The 17296-nt window shown below is 67.7% G+C and carries 18 protein-coding genes; 10 read left to right on the plus strand and 8 right to left on the minus strand.

All coding sequences use genetic code 11. The features are described from left to right. Positions 1-84 precede the first annotated feature (84 nt). Together ybeY and QQA13_RS03935 are read right to left on the minus strand one after the other, a co-directional pair. Complete coding sequence (gene ybeY / locus QQA13_RS03930) at positions 85-546, minus strand: rRNA maturation RNase YbeY (RefSeq protein ID WP_108470996.1); 462 nt, start codon at positions 544-546, stop codon at positions 85-87. Next, positions 543-1523: a PhoH family protein gene (locus QQA13_RS03935; RefSeq protein WP_108470997.1), complete on the minus strand. Its 981-nt coding sequence runs from the start codon at positions 1521-1523 to the stop codon at positions 543-545. Before QQA13_RS03935 ends, ybeY begins: the two co-directional genes overlap by 4 nt. Before the next feature lie 100 nt (positions 1524-1623). On the opposite strand from QQA13_RS03935, the gene QQA13_RS03940 reads away from it, so the two are divergent. The 4 genes from QQA13_RS03940 to QQA13_RS03955 are packed head-to-tail and all read left to right on the plus strand — an operon-like array spanning position 1624 to position 5310. Then, the gene (locus QQA13_RS03940) at positions 1624-2298 is read left to right on the plus strand and encodes a TetR/AcrR family transcriptional regulator (RefSeq protein ID WP_108470998.1); all 675 of its coding nucleotides are present in this window, start codon (positions 1624-1626) and stop codon (positions 2296-2298) included. Continuing rightward, positions 2295-3263, plus strand: coding sequence for an HlyD family secretion protein (locus QQA13_RS03945; protein ID WP_108470999.1), 969 nt, complete (start codon positions 2295-2297; stop codon positions 3261-3263). The genes QQA13_RS03940 and QQA13_RS03945 overlap by 4 nt, the downstream gene beginning before the upstream one ends. Next, positions 3260-4204 (plus strand): ABC transporter ATP-binding protein, encoded by a 945-nt coding sequence (locus QQA13_RS03950; protein ID WP_108471000.1) that lies wholly within the window; start codon positions 3260-3262, stop codon positions 4202-4204. Before QQA13_RS03945 ends, QQA13_RS03950 begins: the two co-directional genes overlap by 4 nt. Further along, entirely contained in the window at positions 4201-5310 is a 1110-nt protein-coding gene (locus QQA13_RS03955; RefSeq protein ID WP_108471001.1) for an ABC transporter permease, read from the plus strand. The genes QQA13_RS03950 and QQA13_RS03955 overlap by 4 nt, the downstream gene beginning before the upstream one ends. Positions 5311-5407: 97 nt before the next feature. Here QQA13_RS03955 and miaB read toward each other — a convergent pair whose 3' ends face one another. Beyond that, positions 5408-6751: a tRNA (N6-isopentenyl adenosine(37)-C2)-methylthiotransferase MiaB gene (gene miaB, locus QQA13_RS03960; RefSeq protein WP_108471002.1), complete on the minus strand. Its 1344-nt coding sequence runs from the start codon at positions 6749-6751 to the stop codon at positions 5408-5410. A gap of 237 nt (positions 6752-6988) precedes the next feature. Between miaB and QQA13_RS03965 the strand changes: the two genes are divergently transcribed. After that, entirely contained in the window at positions 6989-8125 is a 1137-nt protein-coding gene (locus QQA13_RS03965; protein ID WP_108471003.1) for a lytic transglycosylase domain-containing protein, read from the plus strand. 4 nt (positions 8126-8129) lie between these two features. Here the strand turns inward: QQA13_RS03965 and QQA13_RS03970 are convergent, their stop codons facing one another. Further along, complete coding sequence (locus QQA13_RS03970) at positions 8130-9311, minus strand: S1C family serine protease (protein ID WP_108471004.1); 1182 nt, start codon at positions 9309-9311, stop codon at positions 8130-8132. A 161-nt stretch (positions 9312-9472) separates the two neighbouring features. On the opposite strand from QQA13_RS03970, the gene petA reads away from it, so the two are divergent. The 5 genes from petA (at position 9473) to QQA13_RS03995 (ending at position 13281) form a co-directional block, all read left to right on the plus strand. After that, complete coding sequence (petA, locus tag QQA13_RS03975; protein WP_108471005.1) at positions 9473-10078, plus strand: ubiquinol-cytochrome c reductase iron-sulfur subunit; 606 nt, start codon at positions 9473-9475, stop codon at positions 10076-10078. Beyond that, positions 10078-11379 carry a cytochrome b gene (locus tag QQA13_RS03980; RefSeq protein ID WP_108471006.1) on the plus strand — a complete coding sequence of 434 codons (1302 nt, stop codon included), beginning with the start codon at positions 10078-10080 and terminating at the stop codon, positions 11377-11379. The genes petA and QQA13_RS03980 overlap by 1 nt, the downstream gene beginning before the upstream one ends. Positions 11380-11392: 13 nt before the next feature. Next, entirely contained in the window at positions 11393-12133 is a 741-nt protein-coding gene (locus QQA13_RS03985) for a cytochrome c1 (RefSeq protein WP_108471007.1), read from the plus strand. Between the two features lie 73 nt (positions 12134-12206). Next, positions 12207-12845 (plus strand): glutathione S-transferase N-terminal domain-containing protein, encoded by a 639-nt coding sequence (locus QQA13_RS03990; protein WP_108471008.1) that lies wholly within the window; start codon positions 12207-12209, stop codon positions 12843-12845. 10 nt (positions 12846-12855) lie between these two features. Further along, positions 12856-13281, plus strand: a complete 426-nt coding sequence (locus QQA13_RS03995; protein ID WP_428992321.1) for a ClpXP protease specificity-enhancing factor — start codon at positions 12856-12858, stop codon at positions 13279-13281. Between the two features lie 45 nt (positions 13282-13326). Here the strand turns inward: QQA13_RS03995 and QQA13_RS04000 are convergent, their stop codons facing one another. The 4 genes from QQA13_RS04000 to QQA13_RS04015 form a co-directional block, all read right to left on the minus strand. Beyond that, positions 13327-13734 carry a DUF3301 domain-containing protein gene (locus tag QQA13_RS04000; protein WP_108471010.1) on the minus strand — a complete coding sequence of 136 codons (408 nt, stop codon included), beginning with the start codon at positions 13732-13734 and terminating at the stop codon, positions 13327-13329. 43 nt (positions 13735-13777) lie between these two features. Continuing rightward, on the minus strand, positions 13778-14635 hold the full coding sequence (gene nadC / locus QQA13_RS04005) for a carboxylating nicotinate-nucleotide diphosphorylase (RefSeq protein WP_108471011.1): 858 nt from the start codon (positions 14633-14635) through the stop codon (positions 13778-13780). Next, entirely contained in the window at positions 14632-16887 is a 2256-nt protein-coding gene (locus tag QQA13_RS04010; protein WP_108471012.1) for a DUF1631 domain-containing protein, read from the minus strand. Before QQA13_RS04010 ends, nadC begins: the two co-directional genes overlap by 4 nt. 125 nt (positions 16888-17012) lie before the next feature. Then, positions 17013-17282 (minus strand): Trm112 family protein, encoded by a 270-nt coding sequence (locus QQA13_RS04015; protein WP_108471013.1) that lies wholly within the window; start codon positions 17280-17282, stop codon positions 17013-17015. Between the last annotated feature and the right edge of the window lie 14 nt (positions 17283-17296).

The raw sequence follows: 17296 nt of genomic DNA on the forward strand, positions 1-17296 counted from the left end.
CTAGCGGAAAAAACGTGACGGTTCAGGGCACAAGCGTGGTGGCTTTGCTCCTCTCCCTGCGCGCAGGGGAGGGGGCAAAGCATGTCAGGCGTAAGGATCGGCGATGCCGAGCCCGGCCAGGATGCGCGTTTCCAATGCCTCCATCTGCTCGGCCTCAGCGTCCTCGACATGGTCGTGGCCAAGCAGGTGCAGCACGCCGTGGATGGTGAGGTGGGCCCAGTGGTCGCGCGCGGACTTGCCCTGTTCGGCCGCTTCGCGCAGGACCACCGGCGCGCAGATCGCCAGGTCGCCGATCAGCGGCAATGCCACTCCGGGTGGCAGTTCGACCGGGAACGACAGCACGTTGGTGGCGTAGTCCTTGCCGCGGTAGTTGCGATTGAGCGCGCGGCCCTCGTCGGCGTCGACGATGCGTATGGCCAGTTCGGTGCTCTTGCGCCGTTTCGCGCCATGCAGGGCGGCTTCAACCCAGCGGCGGAAGCTGGCCGGGGCGGGCAGGCCGGCGCGCGACACGGCGTAGCCGACGGCGAGCGTCACCGGCGCGCTCATTCGCCGTCCTCGGCCTTCTGCTCGAACGCCTCGTACGCCCGCACGATCTTCGCCACCAGCGGGTGGCGCACCACGTCGCGCGAGGTGAAGAAGGTGAAGCTGATGCCGCCCACGCCGCGCAGGACCTCGACCGCCTGGCGCAGGCCCGAACGGGTGCTGCGTGGCAGGTCGACCTGGGTGACGTCGCCGGTGATCACCGCCACCGTGCCGAAACCAATCCGGGTGAGGAACATCTTCATCTGCTCGACCGTGGTGTTCTGCGCCTCGTCGAGGATCACGTAGGAATCGTTGAGCGTGCGTCCGCGCATGTAGGCCAGCGGCGCGATCTCGATCACGTTGCGCTCGATCAGCTTGGCCACCTTCTCGAAGCCGAGCATCTCGTACAGCGCGTCGTACAGCGGGCGCAGGTAGGGGTCGACCTTCTGCGACAGGTCGCCGGGCAGGAAGCCCAGCTTCTCGCCGGCTTCGACCGCGGGGCGCACCAGGATCAGCCGCTGTACCCGGTTCGCCTCCAGCGCCTCGACCGCGCTGGCCACGGCGAGATAAGTCTTGCCGGTGCCGGCCGGGCCCACGCCGAAGTTGATGTCGTGGCTGGCGATCGCGTGCAAGTAGCGCGCCTGGTTCGGGCCGCGGCCCTTGATCACGCCGCGCTTGACCTTGATGACGACTTCCTGGGCTTCCCCGGCATCCGCCTCGGCGATCGCGTCGACGCCCGATTCGGCCAGCTGCAGGTTGATCTTGGCGCCGGTCAGTGCCTCGTCGGCGGTGTTGGCGTACAGCGCACGCAGCACTTTCTCGGCGGCCCTGGCGGGATCGTTCTCGCCGATCACCTGGAAGATGCTGCCGCGGTGGTTGATCTCCACGCCCAGGCGCAGCTCAACCTGGCGCAGGTGCTCGTCGAATGGCCCGCACAGGTTGGCGAGGCGGGCATTGTCGTCGGGATCGAGGGTGAAGTCGCGCTGGTTGAGTTCGCTCATAGGGGCGCGAGAGTAGCGCGGCGGCGCTGGAAGGGCCATGCCGGGGGCCGCTGCCAGCGATCGGCTTGCAAATAATTAAATGATGAATTAATTTCAATGCATGACTACCTCAGGCAAACGCGCAAAACCGGCGCGCCGGGCCGGACGCCCCCGCGGCGACGAACAGGACCTGCGCCGGCGTCTGCTGGATGCGGCGCTCGCGCAGTTCGCGTGCACGGGCATCGCCGCCACCCCGTTGCGGGCGATCGCCACCGAAGCGGGCGTCACCCCGGCGATGCTGCATTACTACTTCGGCGACAAGGCGCGGCTGCTGCATGCCGTGATCGACGAGCGCTTGCTGCCGGCGCTGGCGCCGCTGCGCGCGCAGCTGGAGCATGCCGACAGTGACCCGGTCGCACTGACCGAAGCCTTCGTGCGCGGCATCAGCGAGATCGTGGCCGGCCATCCCTGGCTGCCGCCGCTGTGGGTGCGTGAAGTGCTGTGCGAGGGCGGCGCGCTGCGCGAGGTGCTGTTCGACCGGGCCGTGCCGGGTGTGCCGCAGTTGCTGGCGCAACGCTTCGCCGCGGCGCAGGCAAATGGACGGCTGAACGCGGCGCTGGACCCTCGCCTGCTGGTCGTTTCGCTGGTCGGCCTGACCCTGTTCCCTGCCGCCGGCGCGCCGATCTGGCGACGCGCGTTCGAGGCCGAGGCACTGGGGCCCGGGATCATGCTCGAACACACGCTGGCCTTGCTGGGGCAGGGCGTTGGCACGACGAAACGTGGAGAACCCGCATGAAATTCACGACCGTGATCTGCCAGTCGCTGGCGGCGCTGGTGCTCGCCGCTCCCGCCGGTTGCAGCAAGCAGGTGCCGCAGGCGCTGGGCACGCTCGAGTTCGATCGCATCACGTTGCCGGCGCCAGCTGCCGAGCGCATCGTGACGGTCGACGTGCGCGAGGGCGAGCAGGTCAAGGTCGGTCAGCCGCTGCTGCAACTGGACCCCGCGCATACCCGCGCCCAGCTCGCGGCGGTCGAAGCCCAACTACAACAGCAACGCGAGCTGTTGGCCGAGCTGGAAACCGGGCCGCGCCGCGAGGACATCGCCAAGGCCCGCGCGAACCTGGCGGCGGCCCAGGCGCAGGCGCGCGAGGCGCGGGCTTATTACGCGCGGCTGGCGCCGCTGAAGGGCAACGGTTACGTGGCCGCGGCCGATCTCGATCGCGCCCGCGCCGCGGCGGGCAATGCGGATGGCCAGGTGGCGGCGGCACAGGCGGCGCTGGACGAACTGCTGCACGGCACCCGCCCGGAGCAGCTCGCGCAGGCGCAGGCCGCCGTTGCGGCGGCGCAGGCGCAAGTCGATGCGCAGCAGGTGCTGCTGGGCAAGCTGTCGCTTGTGGCGCCGCGCGCCGGCCGCATCGACAGTCTGCCGTACCGGCTGGGTGACCAGGCGCCGGTCGGCGCGCCACTGGCGATCCTGCTGGCCGGCGACGCGCCGTATGCGCGCATCTACGTGCCGGTGCAGCAGCGCGCCGGCATGCATGTCGGCGACGCCATCGACGTGTTCGTGGCCGGCCGCGAAAAACCCTATGCCGGCAAGCTGCGCATGATCCGCAGCGAGCCGGACTTCACCCCGTACTACGCACTGATCGGCGACGACGCGGCGCGGCTGAGCTATCTGGCCGAAGTCGCGCTGGGCGCGGACGCGGCGGAACTGCCCGCCGGCCTGCCGGTGCGCGTCGAGTTTCGCGGGCCGGCGAAATGAAGGCCGACGCCGACGGCGTGGCGATCCGCGCGCGTGGCCTGACCCGGCGCTTCGGCAAACTGGTGGCGGTCGATCACGTCGATCTCGACGTGCCATCGCGGCGCGTCTACGGCTTCCTCGGCCCGAACGGCTCGGGCAAGTCCACCACCATCCGCATGCTGTGCGGGCTGCTGACGCCGAGCGAGGGCGAGATCGAGGTGCTCGGCCTGAAGATTCCGGCGCAGGCCGACGAACTGCGCTCGCGCATCGGCTACATGACGCAGAAGTTCTCGCTGTTCGAGGACCTCGGCGTGCGCGAGAACCTGGAGTTCCTCGCCGCGATCCAGGGCGTGCCGAAGGCGAAGACGAAATGCCGCGTCGACGAGCTGATCGAGCAATACCACTTCGGCGATCGCCAGCGGCAACTGGCCGGCACCATGAGCGGCGGCCAGAAGCAGCGCCTGGCGCTGGCCTGTGCGGTGCTGCACGAGCCGCAGCTGCTGTTCCTCGACGAACCGACCAGCGCGGTCGACCCGGAATCGCGCCGCGACTTCTGGGAAAAGCTCTTCGAGCTGGCCGATGCCGGCACCACGCTGCTGGTCTCCACCCACCTGATGGACGAGGCCGAGCGCTGCCACCGGCTGGCCATCCTCGACCGCGGCACGCTGGTCGCCGACGGCACGCCGCGCGAACTGACCGCGCAACTGGAAGGGCGCACCTTCACCGTCGAAACGGACGACCCGCGCGGTGCCCAGCGCGCGCTCGCCGGCGTGGCGGGCGTGCTCGGGGTGGCCCAGGTCGGCAACATCCTGCGCGTGCTGACCGGCGCCGACGGCGCCACGCCGGAGATGGACAAGGCGCTGGCGACGACGGGGCACAAGGCCGCGCTGACGGCGGCGCCGCCGAATCTCGAAGACGTGTTCGTTGCTGCCACGCGCCGCGACGCGGAGCACGCCGCATGAACGGGCGGCGGCTGTGGGCGATCGTGGTCAAGGAGCTGCGCCAGCTGCGCCGCGACCGCATCACGCTGGCGATGGTGGTGGGCATCCCGGTGATCCAGCTGGTGCTGTTCGGCTACGCGATCAACACCAACCTGCGTGGGCTCGACGCCGGCATCGTCGACCAGGCCAACACCGCCGGTTCGCGCGCGCTGGTGATGGACATGCTGGCCACCGGCGTGGTGGCGCCGGTGGCGCGGGCGGACACGCCGCAGGAGCTGATGGCGATGATCCGCCGCGGGCAGGTCGGCATCGGCATCGTGGTGCCGCCGGATTTCGAGCGCCGCCGCATCGACGGCCGTGCGGTGGCGCAGATCCTGGTCGACGGCAGCGACACGTCGGTGCAGGCCGCCGCCGCGCAATTGATGCAGGTACCGATCGACAGCGCCGCACCCGACACCCGCGCACCGCTGACCAGCACGCCGGCCAGCGGGCGGATCAGCGTGGTCGCCTTCTACAACCCGCAGCGGCGCTCGGCGGTCAACATCGTGCCCGGCCTGATCGGGGTGATCATGACCATGACGATGGTGCTGTTCACCGCCATCGCTATCGTGCGCGAACGCGAGCGCGGCAACATGGAGCTGCTGATCGCCACGCCGCTGACCAGCTCGGAGCTGATGATCGGCAAGGTGCTGCCGTACGTGGCGATCGGCCTGGTGCAGACCAGCGTGATCCTGGTGCTCGGCAGGTGGCTGTTCGCGGTGCCGATCCTCGGCAGCGTGCTCGACGTGTATCTGGCCTCGGGCCTGCTGATCCTCGCCAACCTTGCATTGGGTCTGCTGATTTCCACGCGCGCGCAGTCACAATTCCAGGCGATGCAGATGACCTTCTTCGTGTTCCTGCCGTCGATCCTGCTGTCGGGCTTCATGTTCCCGTTCGCCGGCATGCCGAAGCTGGTGCAATGGCTCGCCGAGGTGTTGCCGCTGACCCATTTCCTGCGCCTGATCCGTGGCGTGATGCTGCGCGGCGCGGGCTTGTGGGAAATGTGGCTCGACGTGCTGGCGCTGGTGGTGTTCACGCTGGCGATGATGGCGCTGGCGATCTTGCGCTTCCGCAAGCGGCTGGATTGAGCGAAGGGCGACCCCGCCCCAACTTTCCCTGCACGCAGGGAGCACAGCGGGGCGCGCGTTTATCCTCCCCCTGCAACCGGGGAGGAAGTTGCCACCATCAGGCAGCGACTTCGTCAGCCAGCTTCGTCCGCCCGCGCAAGGAATTGGCCATTGCGTCGGTGATCACCACGTCGACGAACTGGCCGATCAGGCGGGCGTCGCCGGCGAAGTTCACGTAGCGCATGTTCTCGGTACGGCCGCTGAGTTCGTTCGGGTTGCGCGTGCTGGGCTTTTCCACCAGCACGCGCTGCACGGAGCCGACCATCGCTTCGTTGATCTTTTTCGCGTTCGCGTTGATGGCGGCCTGCAGGCGCGCGAGGCGCTCGTGCTTCACCGCCATCGGCGTGTCGTCGGCGAGGTTCGCCGCCGGCGTGCCGGGGCGCGAGGAGAAGATGAAGGTGAAGCTCTGGTCGAAGCCGACATCGTCGACCAGCTTCATGGTTTTCTCGAAGTCTTGGTCGGTCTCGCCGGGGAAGCCCACGATGATGTCGGTCGACACGCAGATGTCCGGCCGCACCGCGCGCAGCTTGCGGATCTTCTGCTTGAACTCCAGCGAGGTGTAGCCGCGCTTCATCGCGGAAAGGATGCGGTCGGAACCGGCCTGCACCGGCAGGTGCAGGTAGTTGGCCAGCTGCGGCACGCTGGCGTAGGCCTCGATCAGCGAATCAGAAAATTCCAGCGGATGCGAGGTGGTGAAGCGGATGCGGCCGATGCCGTCGATCTGCGCGATGGCGTGGATCAACACGGCGAGGTCGGCGACGCCGCCATCGAAGGTGGGGCCGCGGTAGGCGTTGACGTTCTGGCCCAGCAGGTTGACCTCGCGCACGCCCTGCGCGGCGAGCTTGGCCACCTCCACCAGCACGTCATCGAACGGGCGGCTGATCTCGGTGCCGCGGGTGTACGGCACCACGCAGTAGCTGCAGTATTTCGAGCAGCCTTCCATGATCGAGACGAAGGCGGTCGGGCCTTCCGCGCGTGGCTCCGGCAGGCAGTCGAACTTCTCGATCTCGGGGAAGCTGATGTCCACCTGCGGCTTGCCGGTGGCGCGCTGGGCCTCGATCAGCTCGGGCAGGCGGTGCAGGGTTTGCGGGCCGAATACCAGGTCGACGTAGGGCGCGCGCTTGACGATCGCCGCGCCTTCCTGCGAGGCCACGCAGCCGCCGACACCGATCAGCACCGGCTTGCCGTCCTGCTTGTGCTGCTTCCAGCGGCCGAGCTGGCTGAACACCTTCTCCTGCGCCTTCTCGCGGATCGAGCAGGTGTTGATCAGAATCACGTCCGCCTCGGACTCGTCCTGGGTCAGCTCCAGGCCGTGCGAGGCCTTCAGCACGTCGGCCATCTTGGCCGAGTCGTACTCGTTCATCTGGCAGCCGTGGGTCTTGATGAAAAGCTTGCCGCTCATGCGCGTGGGTACCGTGGTTTCGTGAGGCAGAACGGGTGATTCGCCGAACCGCGCAGTTTACCCTCGTGCGGGTGCTCCTGCCAGATCAAGCACTTGCAGGCTTTGCCGGGCGGGCGCCGCCCGCCACCCTCGACTGGCCGTGTCGCACGAACCGGCGGGCAGCGCCCGCTCTGCCAAGGCCATGGAATGAGAAGTGCGCACTTGGCGTTGACGGCGCATGGCGGCACACTGCGCCCCATGTTCGGCGTCGCAAGCCAAGGGGGAAGCGCCGATCGGCCTGCCGGGGGCTTCCCACTACGCTCGATCCTTTGTGGGGTCGCGTTCGGCTGCGCCCTGCTGTGGTGGCCGGCGGCACGGGCCGGCGTGCTGTACCAGTGCACTGGCGCCAGCGGCGAGGCGGTATTCAGCAGCAGCAAGGCCGGCTATCACAGCTGCAAGGCGATCAGCAGCTATGCCGCACCCTCGCCGCGGCGTCGGGCGCCGCCCCGGGCGTCGCTGGGCAGGGTGGACGGCTCGGCTGCAACCACAGCGCGCCGCCTGGTGGCGGACGGTACCGAAGCGATCTCGCTGACCGGCGTGCGCGGCACGGTCGAGACCAGCGCGCGGCGCATCGGCGAGGTCCAGGCGGAGCAGACCTCGCTGGCGGCGGTGCAGGGCTCGGCCGTGACCAGCGCGAAGCTGCCTTCGGCGGCCTCCGGCAAGCTGGGCCAGTGGAACTATCGCGAATCGCCGGCAGTTGCCGCAGCCGCACCGGCGGCGGACAACCCGGCAGACCGGATCCTGCGTGGCGCGGTGTACCGCATCGTGCGCGCGGACGGCAGCGTGGAGTACACCAACCTGGCGCCGGCCGGCGGCAAGGGACGCGCGGTGACCATGCTGTTCACCTATATCGCCACTTGCGCCGCATGCAACCTGCATTCGACGATCCGCTGGGGCAGCGTGTCGCTCAACCTCACTGCGTATGCGGACGCGATTCGCGCCGCCAGTGTGGAGTACGGCGTCGACGAGGCGTTCCTGCGCGCGATCATCCACGCCGAAAGCGCGTTCAATCCACGGGCGCTGTCACTCAAGGGCGCGCAGGGGCTGATGCAGCTGATGCCGGGCACGGCCAGCGACATGGGTGTACTGGACGCGTTCAATTCGGACCAGAACATCCGTGGCGGGGCGCGCTACCTGGGCCTGCTGCTGCGCGACTTCGACGGCAATGAACGGCTGGCCGCCGCCGCCTACAACGCCGGCCCCGGTGCGGTGCAACGTTACAAGGGCGTGCCGCCGTATGCCGAGACCCAGGTCTACGTGGAGCGGGTGGATACCTTGCGCAAGCGCTACGGTGCGGCGATCCATCCGCCGCTGGCGTCGCGCGGACCGGGCTGAGCCGTCAGCTGTCCGGCATGCTGCCGGCGCTCATGGCCGGGCGCTGAACGAGCGTGACTTCGAGGTGGAACGGGGTGCCGTTGCGCAGGCCGGAAACCGTCACCGTGCTGCCGGGCTTGATCGCCGCCTCGCGCCGGCGCAGGTCGGCCGGGTCAAGGATGTCGTCGGTGCCGATGCGCAGCAGGATGTCGCGCGGGCGGATGCCGGCCAGCGCGGCCGGGCTGCCGGGATAGACCGCCGTCACCTGGGCGCCGCGCGCCGCCGCGGGCAGGCCGCTGTTGGCGGCCACCGGCACGAACGCGTAGTCGGCGCCGAGCCAGCCGCGCACCACGTGGCCGGTGGCGATGATCTGGTCCAGCACCTTCTTGGCCGTGGTCACCGGGATCGCGAAGCCGATGCCCTCGGCACCGGCGGCCTTGCCGATCAGCAAGGTGTTGATGCCGACCAGTTCGCCCTCCGCGTTGACCAGTGCGCCGCCGGAATTGCCCAGGTTGATGGCTGCGTCGGTCTGGATGAAATCCTCCGCGCTGGAACTGTTCAACTGGCGGCCGATCGCGCTGACGATGCCCATCGTCACGGTCTGGTTGAGGCCGAGTGGGTTGCCGATCGCCAGCACCACGTCGCCGGGCCGCAGCGGCTGCCCGGCGATGCGGATCACCGGCAGGTTGCTGGCGTCGATCTTCAGCACCGCCAGGTCGGATTCCTCGTCCGCGCCGACCAGGCTGGCCTTGGCGATGCGGCCGTCGTACAGCAGCACCTGGATGTCGGCGGCGTGTGCGATCACGTGGTTGTTGGTCAGCACGTAGCCCTGGCCCTGCGCGCTGACGATGACGCCGGAGCCAAGGGTCTGCTCGCGGTGCTGGAAGGTGGTGGGCTGGCCGCCGAACAATTGCTGCAGCACCGGGTTGTCGTACATTCGCACGGCCTGCTCGGTGACGATCTTGTTGGCGTAGATGTTGACCACCGACGGCGCCGCGGCGGCCACGGCGTCGGCGTACGAGACTGGCCCACTGCCTGGATGGGACGGGTTGGCCGGGGCGGCGGACGGCGCCGGCGCGCCCAGGCCGAAGCGTTCGCGCAGATGTTCGCCGCTGCCGGGCCAGAACAGGCCGACCACGAAGGCCACGGCCAGGCCGAGGATGGCGAAGCGTGCAATGAAGAGGAGCGTGCCGGCGGCATGTTTCATGTCGAAAGGAAAGGTCCCGGCGATCGTGGCGAGTGTTGCGGCGGCTGGACTTCGCCGCGATGCGGTTTATTGTACGGGGCGGGGCCTGACGCTACACTAACGCGATTTTTGCGGGGTCCCAAACCCCACCTGGCATGACATTGCAAGTACCGGAGAGCCTGATGGCGAACGAAGTCGTCGATCATGGCCGCCGCCGTTTTCTGACAGCAACCACCGCGGTGGTTGGTGGCATCGGAATCGTGTCGGCGGCTGTGCCCTTCATCAAGTCGTGGGAACCCAGCGCGCGCGCCAAGGCCGCTGGCGCTCCGGTCACCCAGTCGCTGGCCAAGATCGAGGCGGGGCAGATGCTCACCGTGTCGTGGCGCAGCCTGCCGGTGTTCGTGCTCAACCGCACCAAGGCACAGCTTGATACGTTGCCGATGGTCGACTCGCGCCTGGTGGACCCCAAGTCCGATGGTGCCTCCGCCAGCCAGCAGCCGAAATACGCACAGAACGAGGCCCGCTCGATCAAGCCGGAATGGCTGGTGATCGTGGGCATCTGCACGCACCTTGGCTGCGTGCCCGACTTCGTGCCGGAGATCAAGCCCGAGCCGTTCGACCCGGACTGGAAGGGTGGCTTCTACTGCCCCTGCCACAAGTCGCGCTACGACCTGGCCGGTCGCGTGTTCCAGGGCGTTCCGGCGCCGAAGAACCTGCCGGTGCCGCCGTACCACTTCATCGACGACAGCACCATCCAGATTGGCGTGGATCCGAAGGAGGCTGGCTAATGGCCAACGTATTCACGAGCATCGGCGACTGGGTCAACGAACGTGCGCCCGGCATGATGCCGATGTACCGCGCGCACATGACCGAGTACTACGCGCCGAAGAACTTCAACCTCTGGTACTACTTCGGTTCGCTGGCGCTGCTGGTGCTGGTCAACCAGATCGTCACCGGCATCTTCCTCACCATGAACTACAACCCGAGCGCGGCGGGAGCCTTCGCCTCGGTCGAATACATCATGCGTGACGTGGAGTGGGGCTGGCTGATCCGCTACATGCACTCCACCGGCGCCTCGCTGTTCTTCGTGGTGGTGTTCCTGCACATGTTCCGCGGCATCATGTACGGCTCGTACAAGAAGCCGCGCGAGCTGGTGTGGCTGCTCGGCATGCTGATCTTCCTGGCGCTGATGGCCGAGGCCTTCATGGGCTACGTGCTGCCGTGGGGCAACATGTCGTTCTGGGGCGCCAAGGTGATCATCTCGCTGTTCGGCACCATTCCCTACATCGGCAGCACGCTGGTGGAGTGGATCATGGGCGACTTCCTGCCCGCCGACGCCACGCTGAACCGCTTCTTCGCGCTGCACGTGATCGCGCTGCCGCTCGTGCTGCTGCTGCTGGTGGTGCTGCACATCGCTGCGCTGCACGAGGTGGGCTCGAACAACCCGGACGGCGTGGAGATCAAGAAGGGTCCCAAGGGCAACCGCTGGGATGCGCTGAAGCCGGCCGACGGCATCCCGTTCCACCCGTACTACACGGTGAAGGATCTGGTCGGTGTGGGCTTCTTCCTGCTGATCGCGGCCTTCATCATCTTCTTCGCGCCGACCTTCGGCGGCTGGTTCCTGGAGCATGACAACTTCATCCCGGCGAACAATCTGGCCACGCCGTCGCACATCAAGCCGGTATGGTACTTCACCCCGTTCTACGCGATCGTGCGCATGATCCCGTCGTTCCTCGGCTCGGCCGTGTGGGGCGTGATCGCGATGTTCGGCTCGATCGGCGTGCTGTTCGCGATGCCGTGGCTGGATCGTGGCAAGGTCAAGTCGATCCGTTATCGCGGCACCGGTTTCAAGGTAGGACTGGGCCTGTTCGTGCTGTCGTTCTTCATGCTCGGTGCGGTGGGCGCGGGCATCACCGCCGAGGTGATGCCGGTCTGGTTTGGCAACATCGACGTGACGTTCTGGGAGAACCTGTTCGGCCGCGTGATGACGGCGATCTACTTCGGGTTCTTCGCATTCCTTTGGGCCTACACATACTTCGGCTGGGAAAAGACCAAGCCGGTTCCGGAACGGGTGACGACGCATGACTAAGCGGCAGCGGCTAATGAAGCGATACATCTTCCCGGTAGCGCTGGCGTTCGGCCTGATCGTCGGCAGCGTGCCGGCGCAGGCGGCGGAAGGCGGCGGGTTGCCGCATGCCGGCACCAACGTGCAGGACCAGGCTTCGCTGCAGCGCGGCGCCAAGCTGTTCTTCAACTACTGCGTCGGCTGCCATTCGCTCAAGTACATGCGTTACGAGCGGATTGCCACGGACCTGGGCCTGTCCGAGCAGGACGTGATGCAGAACCTCAACTTCACCGGCGCCAAGTTCGGTGAGACCGTGGTTTCGCACATGCCGGAGGCCGACGCCGCCAAGTGGTTCGGCAAGGCTCCGCCGGACCTGTCGCTGGAAGTGCGCGCCAAGGGTGCCGACTGGGTCTACGCCTACCTCAACTCGTTCTACCTGGACCCGAGCCGTCCGGTGGGCTGGAACAACACGGTGTTCCCGAACGCGTCGATGCCGTTCCCGCTGTGGGAACTGCAGGGCCTGCAGACCGCGGAGATGAAGCCGGCGAAGGCCGGCGAGGATCCGGCGGTGGAGAAGCTGGTGCTGACGCAACCGGGCAAGCTGACCCCGGCGCAGTTCCAGCAGGCGACCCGCGACCTGACGACCTTCCTGGAATACGCATCCGAGCCGGCTGCCCTGCAGCGCCATCATTACGGCATCTGGGTGCTGCTGTTCCTGGCGTTCTTCACCTTGCTGGCCGCCATGCTGAAGAAGGAATACTGGAAGGACGTCCACTGAGCAGCCTGGATGGCATTATCCGACTGCGGCGGCCACGAGCCGCCGCAGTCGTCTCACCGAGGGGGAATGGCGCATGGTCCCAAGCGCTCGCTCGCGAACCGTATTGACGCTCTACACCACCGCCGATGACGTGCAATGCCATCGTGCACGACTGGTGCTGGCCGCCAAGGGCGTCAGCTACGAACGTGTCCTGGTGGATCCGGCCAGGCCGCCGGAGGACCTGATCGACCTCAATCCCTATGCCAGCACGCCGACGCTGGTGGATCGCGACCTGACCCTGTTCGACACCTCGGTGGTTTGCGAATACCTCGACGAGCGTTATCCGCATCCGCCGCTGATGCCGATCGATCCGCAGTCACGGGCGCGCCTGCGGGTGGCCGGAGTGCGCATCGAGAAGGACTGGCTGACCGAAGTGGACACCATCCGCGCCGGCGGCCGGCCGGCGGACGCGGCGCGCAAACGCCTGCGCGAGCACTTGTTGTCTTCGGTGCCGCTGTTCAAGGCGGCCAAATTCTTCCTCAACCCCGAAATGAGCCTGGCTGACTGCCTGGTGGCGCCGGTGATCTGGCGGCTGCCGTGGCTGGGCGTGGAGCTGGGGCGCGAAGGCAAGCCGATCATCGATTACGGCGAGCGGTTGTTCCACAGTCAGGGTTTTGCGCGCAGCATGACCGATCAGGAAAAGGCGATGCGGCAAGCCCATGAGCAAGAATGAAATTGTACCAATGAGTTCCAATCGGCCGTACCTGTTGCGGGCGATCTACGACTGGATCAGCGACAACCACCTGACCCCGTACATCCTGGTCGATGCCGGTTTCGCCGGCGTGCGGGTGCCGCCGCAGGTGGTCAAGAACGGCCAGGTGGTGCTCAACCTGGCCATGCGTGCAGTGGCGAACCTCGACCTGGGCAACGAATGGATCAGCTTCCAGGCGCGCTTTTCCGGGGTCAGCCAGACCATCCAGATTCCGGTGCAGGCGGTACTGGCGCTGTATGCGCAGGAAAACGGCCAGGGCATGATGTTTCCGGCCGAAGAGGAGGGGGGTGATACGCCGCCGTCCGCTCCCGGGCCCGACGACACCACGCCGGTGTCGGGGGACGATGGCGGCGACAAGCCGAAGCGCAGCGCGCCGCACCTGCGGGTGGTCAAGTAGGTAGCTGGCGCGCACTGCGAGAGTGTGGCGCGCGTCCCCCGGGTTTCAGTTCAGCCGGTCGTCCGTGCGCGGGCGAGGACGCAAGGGCACGACGTTGCCGGTTGGCGCGGGCAGGGCTCGTGCAGCGGCTTCCTCGTGCGGCAGCAACTCGATGGTGGGCAGGCTCAGGCTCGTCAGCGCGTTGCCGATCATCCACAGCCGGCCCGGCTCGCGGTCGTGGCCGTCGATGCTGACCTCGAAGCCGTAGCAGCGTTCGATCATGCGCAGGCCGTTGACGCGGCGCAGGCGCACGCCGCGCAGGCCGACGGTTTCGTCGAGCAGTTGCAGGCCGTGCTGCTGGCATTGCTGGCGTGCTTCCTGCACGGCGCGCTCGCGCGCCACGCTGAGCTTCAGCCACAGCCCCACGATGGCACCCAGCGCCAGCAGCAGCAACAGATTGGAAAGGTCGCTCATCCCTGCAGTGTGTGGGCGCAGGCGACCGGGTGCAAGCTGGCGCTCAGTCCAGTTGCAGGCGCAGCGACAGGTCGACGGCGCGCACGTGCTTGGTCAATGCGCCGACCGAGATGAAGTCGACGCCGGTGTGCGCATAGTCGCCGATCGTGCGCAGGTCGACGTTGCCGGACACCTCCAGCGGCACGCGGCCGGCGGTGTGCTGCACCGCCTGGCGCATCTGCGCCAGCTCGAAATTGTCGAGCATGATCCGGTCCACACCGGCTTGCAGCGCCTGCTCCAGTTCGTCCAGGTTCTCGACCTCGACTTCGAGCAGCAGGTCCGGGTGCAGCCGACGCGCCGCCTGCACGGCAGCGGCGATGCTGCCGGCGGCGATGATGTGGTTTTCCTTGATCAGGATCGCGTCGTACAGGCCCATGCGCTGGTTGTGGCCGCCGCCGCAGCGCACTGCGTACTTCTGCGCCAGGCGCAAGCCGGGAATGGTCTTGCGGGTATCCAGCACACGCACCGCGGTGCCGGCGACGGCGGCGACGTACTCGGCAGTCGCCGTGGCGGTGGCGGACAGCAGCTGCAGGAAGTTCAGCGCCGAGCGCTCCGCGGTGACCAGCGAACGGGCATGTCCGGACAACCGGCAGATCACCGAACCGGGGGTGACCCGGTCGCCGTCGCGGGCCTGCCAGTCGATCCGCACGGCGGGATCGAGCCGGCGGAAGCAGGCGTCGAACCACGGCGTGCCGGCGATCACCGCTGCATCGCGACAGGTCAGCTCGGCATGGGCCCTGGCGTCGATCGGCAGCAGCCCCGCGGTGGCATCGCCCGGGCCGAGGTCCTCGGCGAAGGCGCGTTCGATGTCGATGGCGATCTGCGCGGCGTCCGGCACCGCGAAAGGCGAAGCCTCGCTCATTCGGCCGCCGTACCCGTGGCTGGCGCAGCGTCGGGATGGCTCAGCTTGTCGACGATGGCGCTCATCGCGCGGTCGAACAGTGCGTTGGCGGCGAGCAGGCGGGCCCGGCCGTCGGTGAGCAGCACGGTCAGTTCCTGCGGCGAGTAGTCGGCCACCTTCAGGCCGCGCCGGTTGACGAACAGGTAGCGTCCGCTCATCGGGCTGATCCACGACAGCTTGGCGCGGGTCATCGCTTCGTCGGGCAGGCAGAACTCCAGCCAGGTACCCGGTTGCAGTGCCTGCACCTGGTGCCACTCCGGGCTGTCCAGCGGTGCTTCGACAGTCTCTTCCTCGACGGGGTGTTGCGGCGTGGTGTCATGGTCGATGACCGGCTGGATGTTGTCGGGGATTGCCAGCATCGCGGCATCCTCCTCGACGGTGACCACCTCGGCAGCGCCCAGCGCCTCGCCGAGCTGCTGCCGGTAATAGGTGTGCAGCTGGCCCAGCAGGCGCTCGATGTCCTGTTCCTGGAATGCCACGTTGGCGAGGCCCTGGCGCAGAGCGCGCTCGATCCCGGGCAGCATCTGCCGCAGGGCCTGCCGGCTTTCCGGGGTGGTCGCCGGCTTGGTGCTGGCGATGAAGTCGTCGACGAAGTGCAGCGCGCTCCTGAGCTCGGGCGAGGCCTCGCCCTGACGCAGCAGGGTCAGCACGAGGTGGTTGGCCCAGGCGCGGGCCAGCACGCCGTGCACCAGCGGCGGCAGCTTGTGTTCGCCGATGCGATCGAGGATCTCGCGGGCGGCGCGGCGGCGCGCCTGTTCGAGTTTCTCGCGGCCGCGGGTGGATTCGGCCACCCGTTGCTCGGCCAGCTCGGAACGGCGCTTGTTGAGATCCTGGAACTGCTGCAGGTCGAGCAGAAGTCGCTCGAAGATGCCCATGTCGTCGTCGAAATCGTGCAGCAGCTGGTCGACGGTCGACTTCACCTTGTCATGCAGGCGGCGGTCGCGGTCGGACTCTTCCGACCAGCCCTTGGCCTGCTCGGCCAGGCAGTCCAGCAGCCGCCGCGCCGGATGCTGGCGGTGCGCGAACAGCTTGCGGTCGAGGATCGCCGCCTTGAGGTAGGGGATCTGCAGCCGCGCCAGCATCACCTGCATCGCGACTGGCAGGTTGCGGTCTTCCAGGATGAATTCGAACAGCATGCCGACCAGGTCGATGGTGTCTTCATCGATGGTGGCGACGTGGCTGGGTCGCTCGCCGCGCAGCGCGCCAAGCTGGGTGAGCAGCTGGCCCTTCAGCTGCAGCACCTCGCGGCTGAGCGCAATGGCGTCGTCCGGCTGCGCGTACGGCAAGGGACCGGCACTGGCGATCTGGCTCTGCAGCACGCTGAGCGCGCCCAGCAATTCGTTCGCCGACGGCAGCGGGCCGCTCGGCAACGCATGCATGCCGGCGTCGCCGACAGCAGGGCCGCGGCGCGCGCTGAACAGCGCATGCAAGGTCTGCAGCAGATCGCTGGGGATCTCGCCGGCCGCCTCGTCCGTTGCTCCGGCGGCCGCCTGGCCGGCGGCTTTCGCGTCGCCGCGCTGCACTTCATGGCGCAGTTGCGGCAGCACGCCGGCGCGCATCAGCTCGGTGTTGATTTCCAGGTAGAGCTCTTCCAGCGACGACAGCACGTAGCGGTCGAACAGCTTGTAGATGATCAGCTTGACCCGCATGTCGGCGTTGAGCTCATGCAGCGCCTGGCGGAACGCCTGCGCCAGGATCGACGGCGCCATCGGGTTGCTGGAGTCCTCGATCTTGCGGCCGCCGCAGATCACCGACAGCCGCTGGTTGACCGCGAACAGGTCGCGCGACAGCCGCGCCTCGTTCTTGCTGATCATGCTGGTGATGGCCAGCGATTCTTCCAGTTCGTTGTCGGCCACCAGCGTCAGCTCGGCCGTGCCGAACGGCGCCGTCGGGTTCGCCGACTGCTGGGGGTGGGTCAGTTCGCCGATGCTGCGGTTGATCGCGCCCAGGAAGCTGCGTTCAACCGCCGGCCGGCGCTTGCGGACTTCGCGCATGCCGTCGAAGTAGTGCATCTGGGCGGCGTTGTTTTCGCCCTTTTCGGCCAGGTCGAAAAGGGCGTCGTCGACGTGCTCGAAGGCATTGCCGACCCATTGCTGCAAGCGCTTGCCGGCGATATTGCGCACCGCACCCAGCAGTTCGCCGACGCGCTCGCTGGCCGGGGCCAGGCGCTGGTTCAGATCGACGACTCGGGATGGATCACTGGCTTCGTTCATCGCCAAACCCCTGAAACATTGCGATGCGCAGTCCCGTCCGGCTAGGGCCGCGCAGGTGTTGACGATAAGGCAAAGCGGGTGTCCGTGTCATGCGCGGGGCGCCGCCGGAAGCCGCCGGTGCGACTTCAGGCCGCGGGGAAGCCGGTCAGCTGGGCGGTACCGATGCCTTCCTCGGGCAACATCACCGGGATGCCGTCCTCGACCCGGTAGATCACCTTGTGGTCGGTGGTGATCAGGCCCTCGGCGATCCGTTCGCGCACGGCGGCACCGGCCACCGTGTCGACCTTGCCTGCACCGATGGCCTCGTTCAGCGCATCGAGCTGGTGCTTGCCCAGCGGGCGCAGGGGCATTTTGCTGACCGGGCAGCACAGGATGTCGAGCAGGCGCTTGTCCATGGTGGATCGCTTGA

The sequence above is a fragment of the Rhodanobacter thiooxydans genome (assembly GCF_030291135.1).
GTDB classification, from domain to species: Bacteria; Pseudomonadota; Gammaproteobacteria; order Xanthomonadales; family Rhodanobacteraceae; genus Rhodanobacter; species Rhodanobacter thiooxydans_A.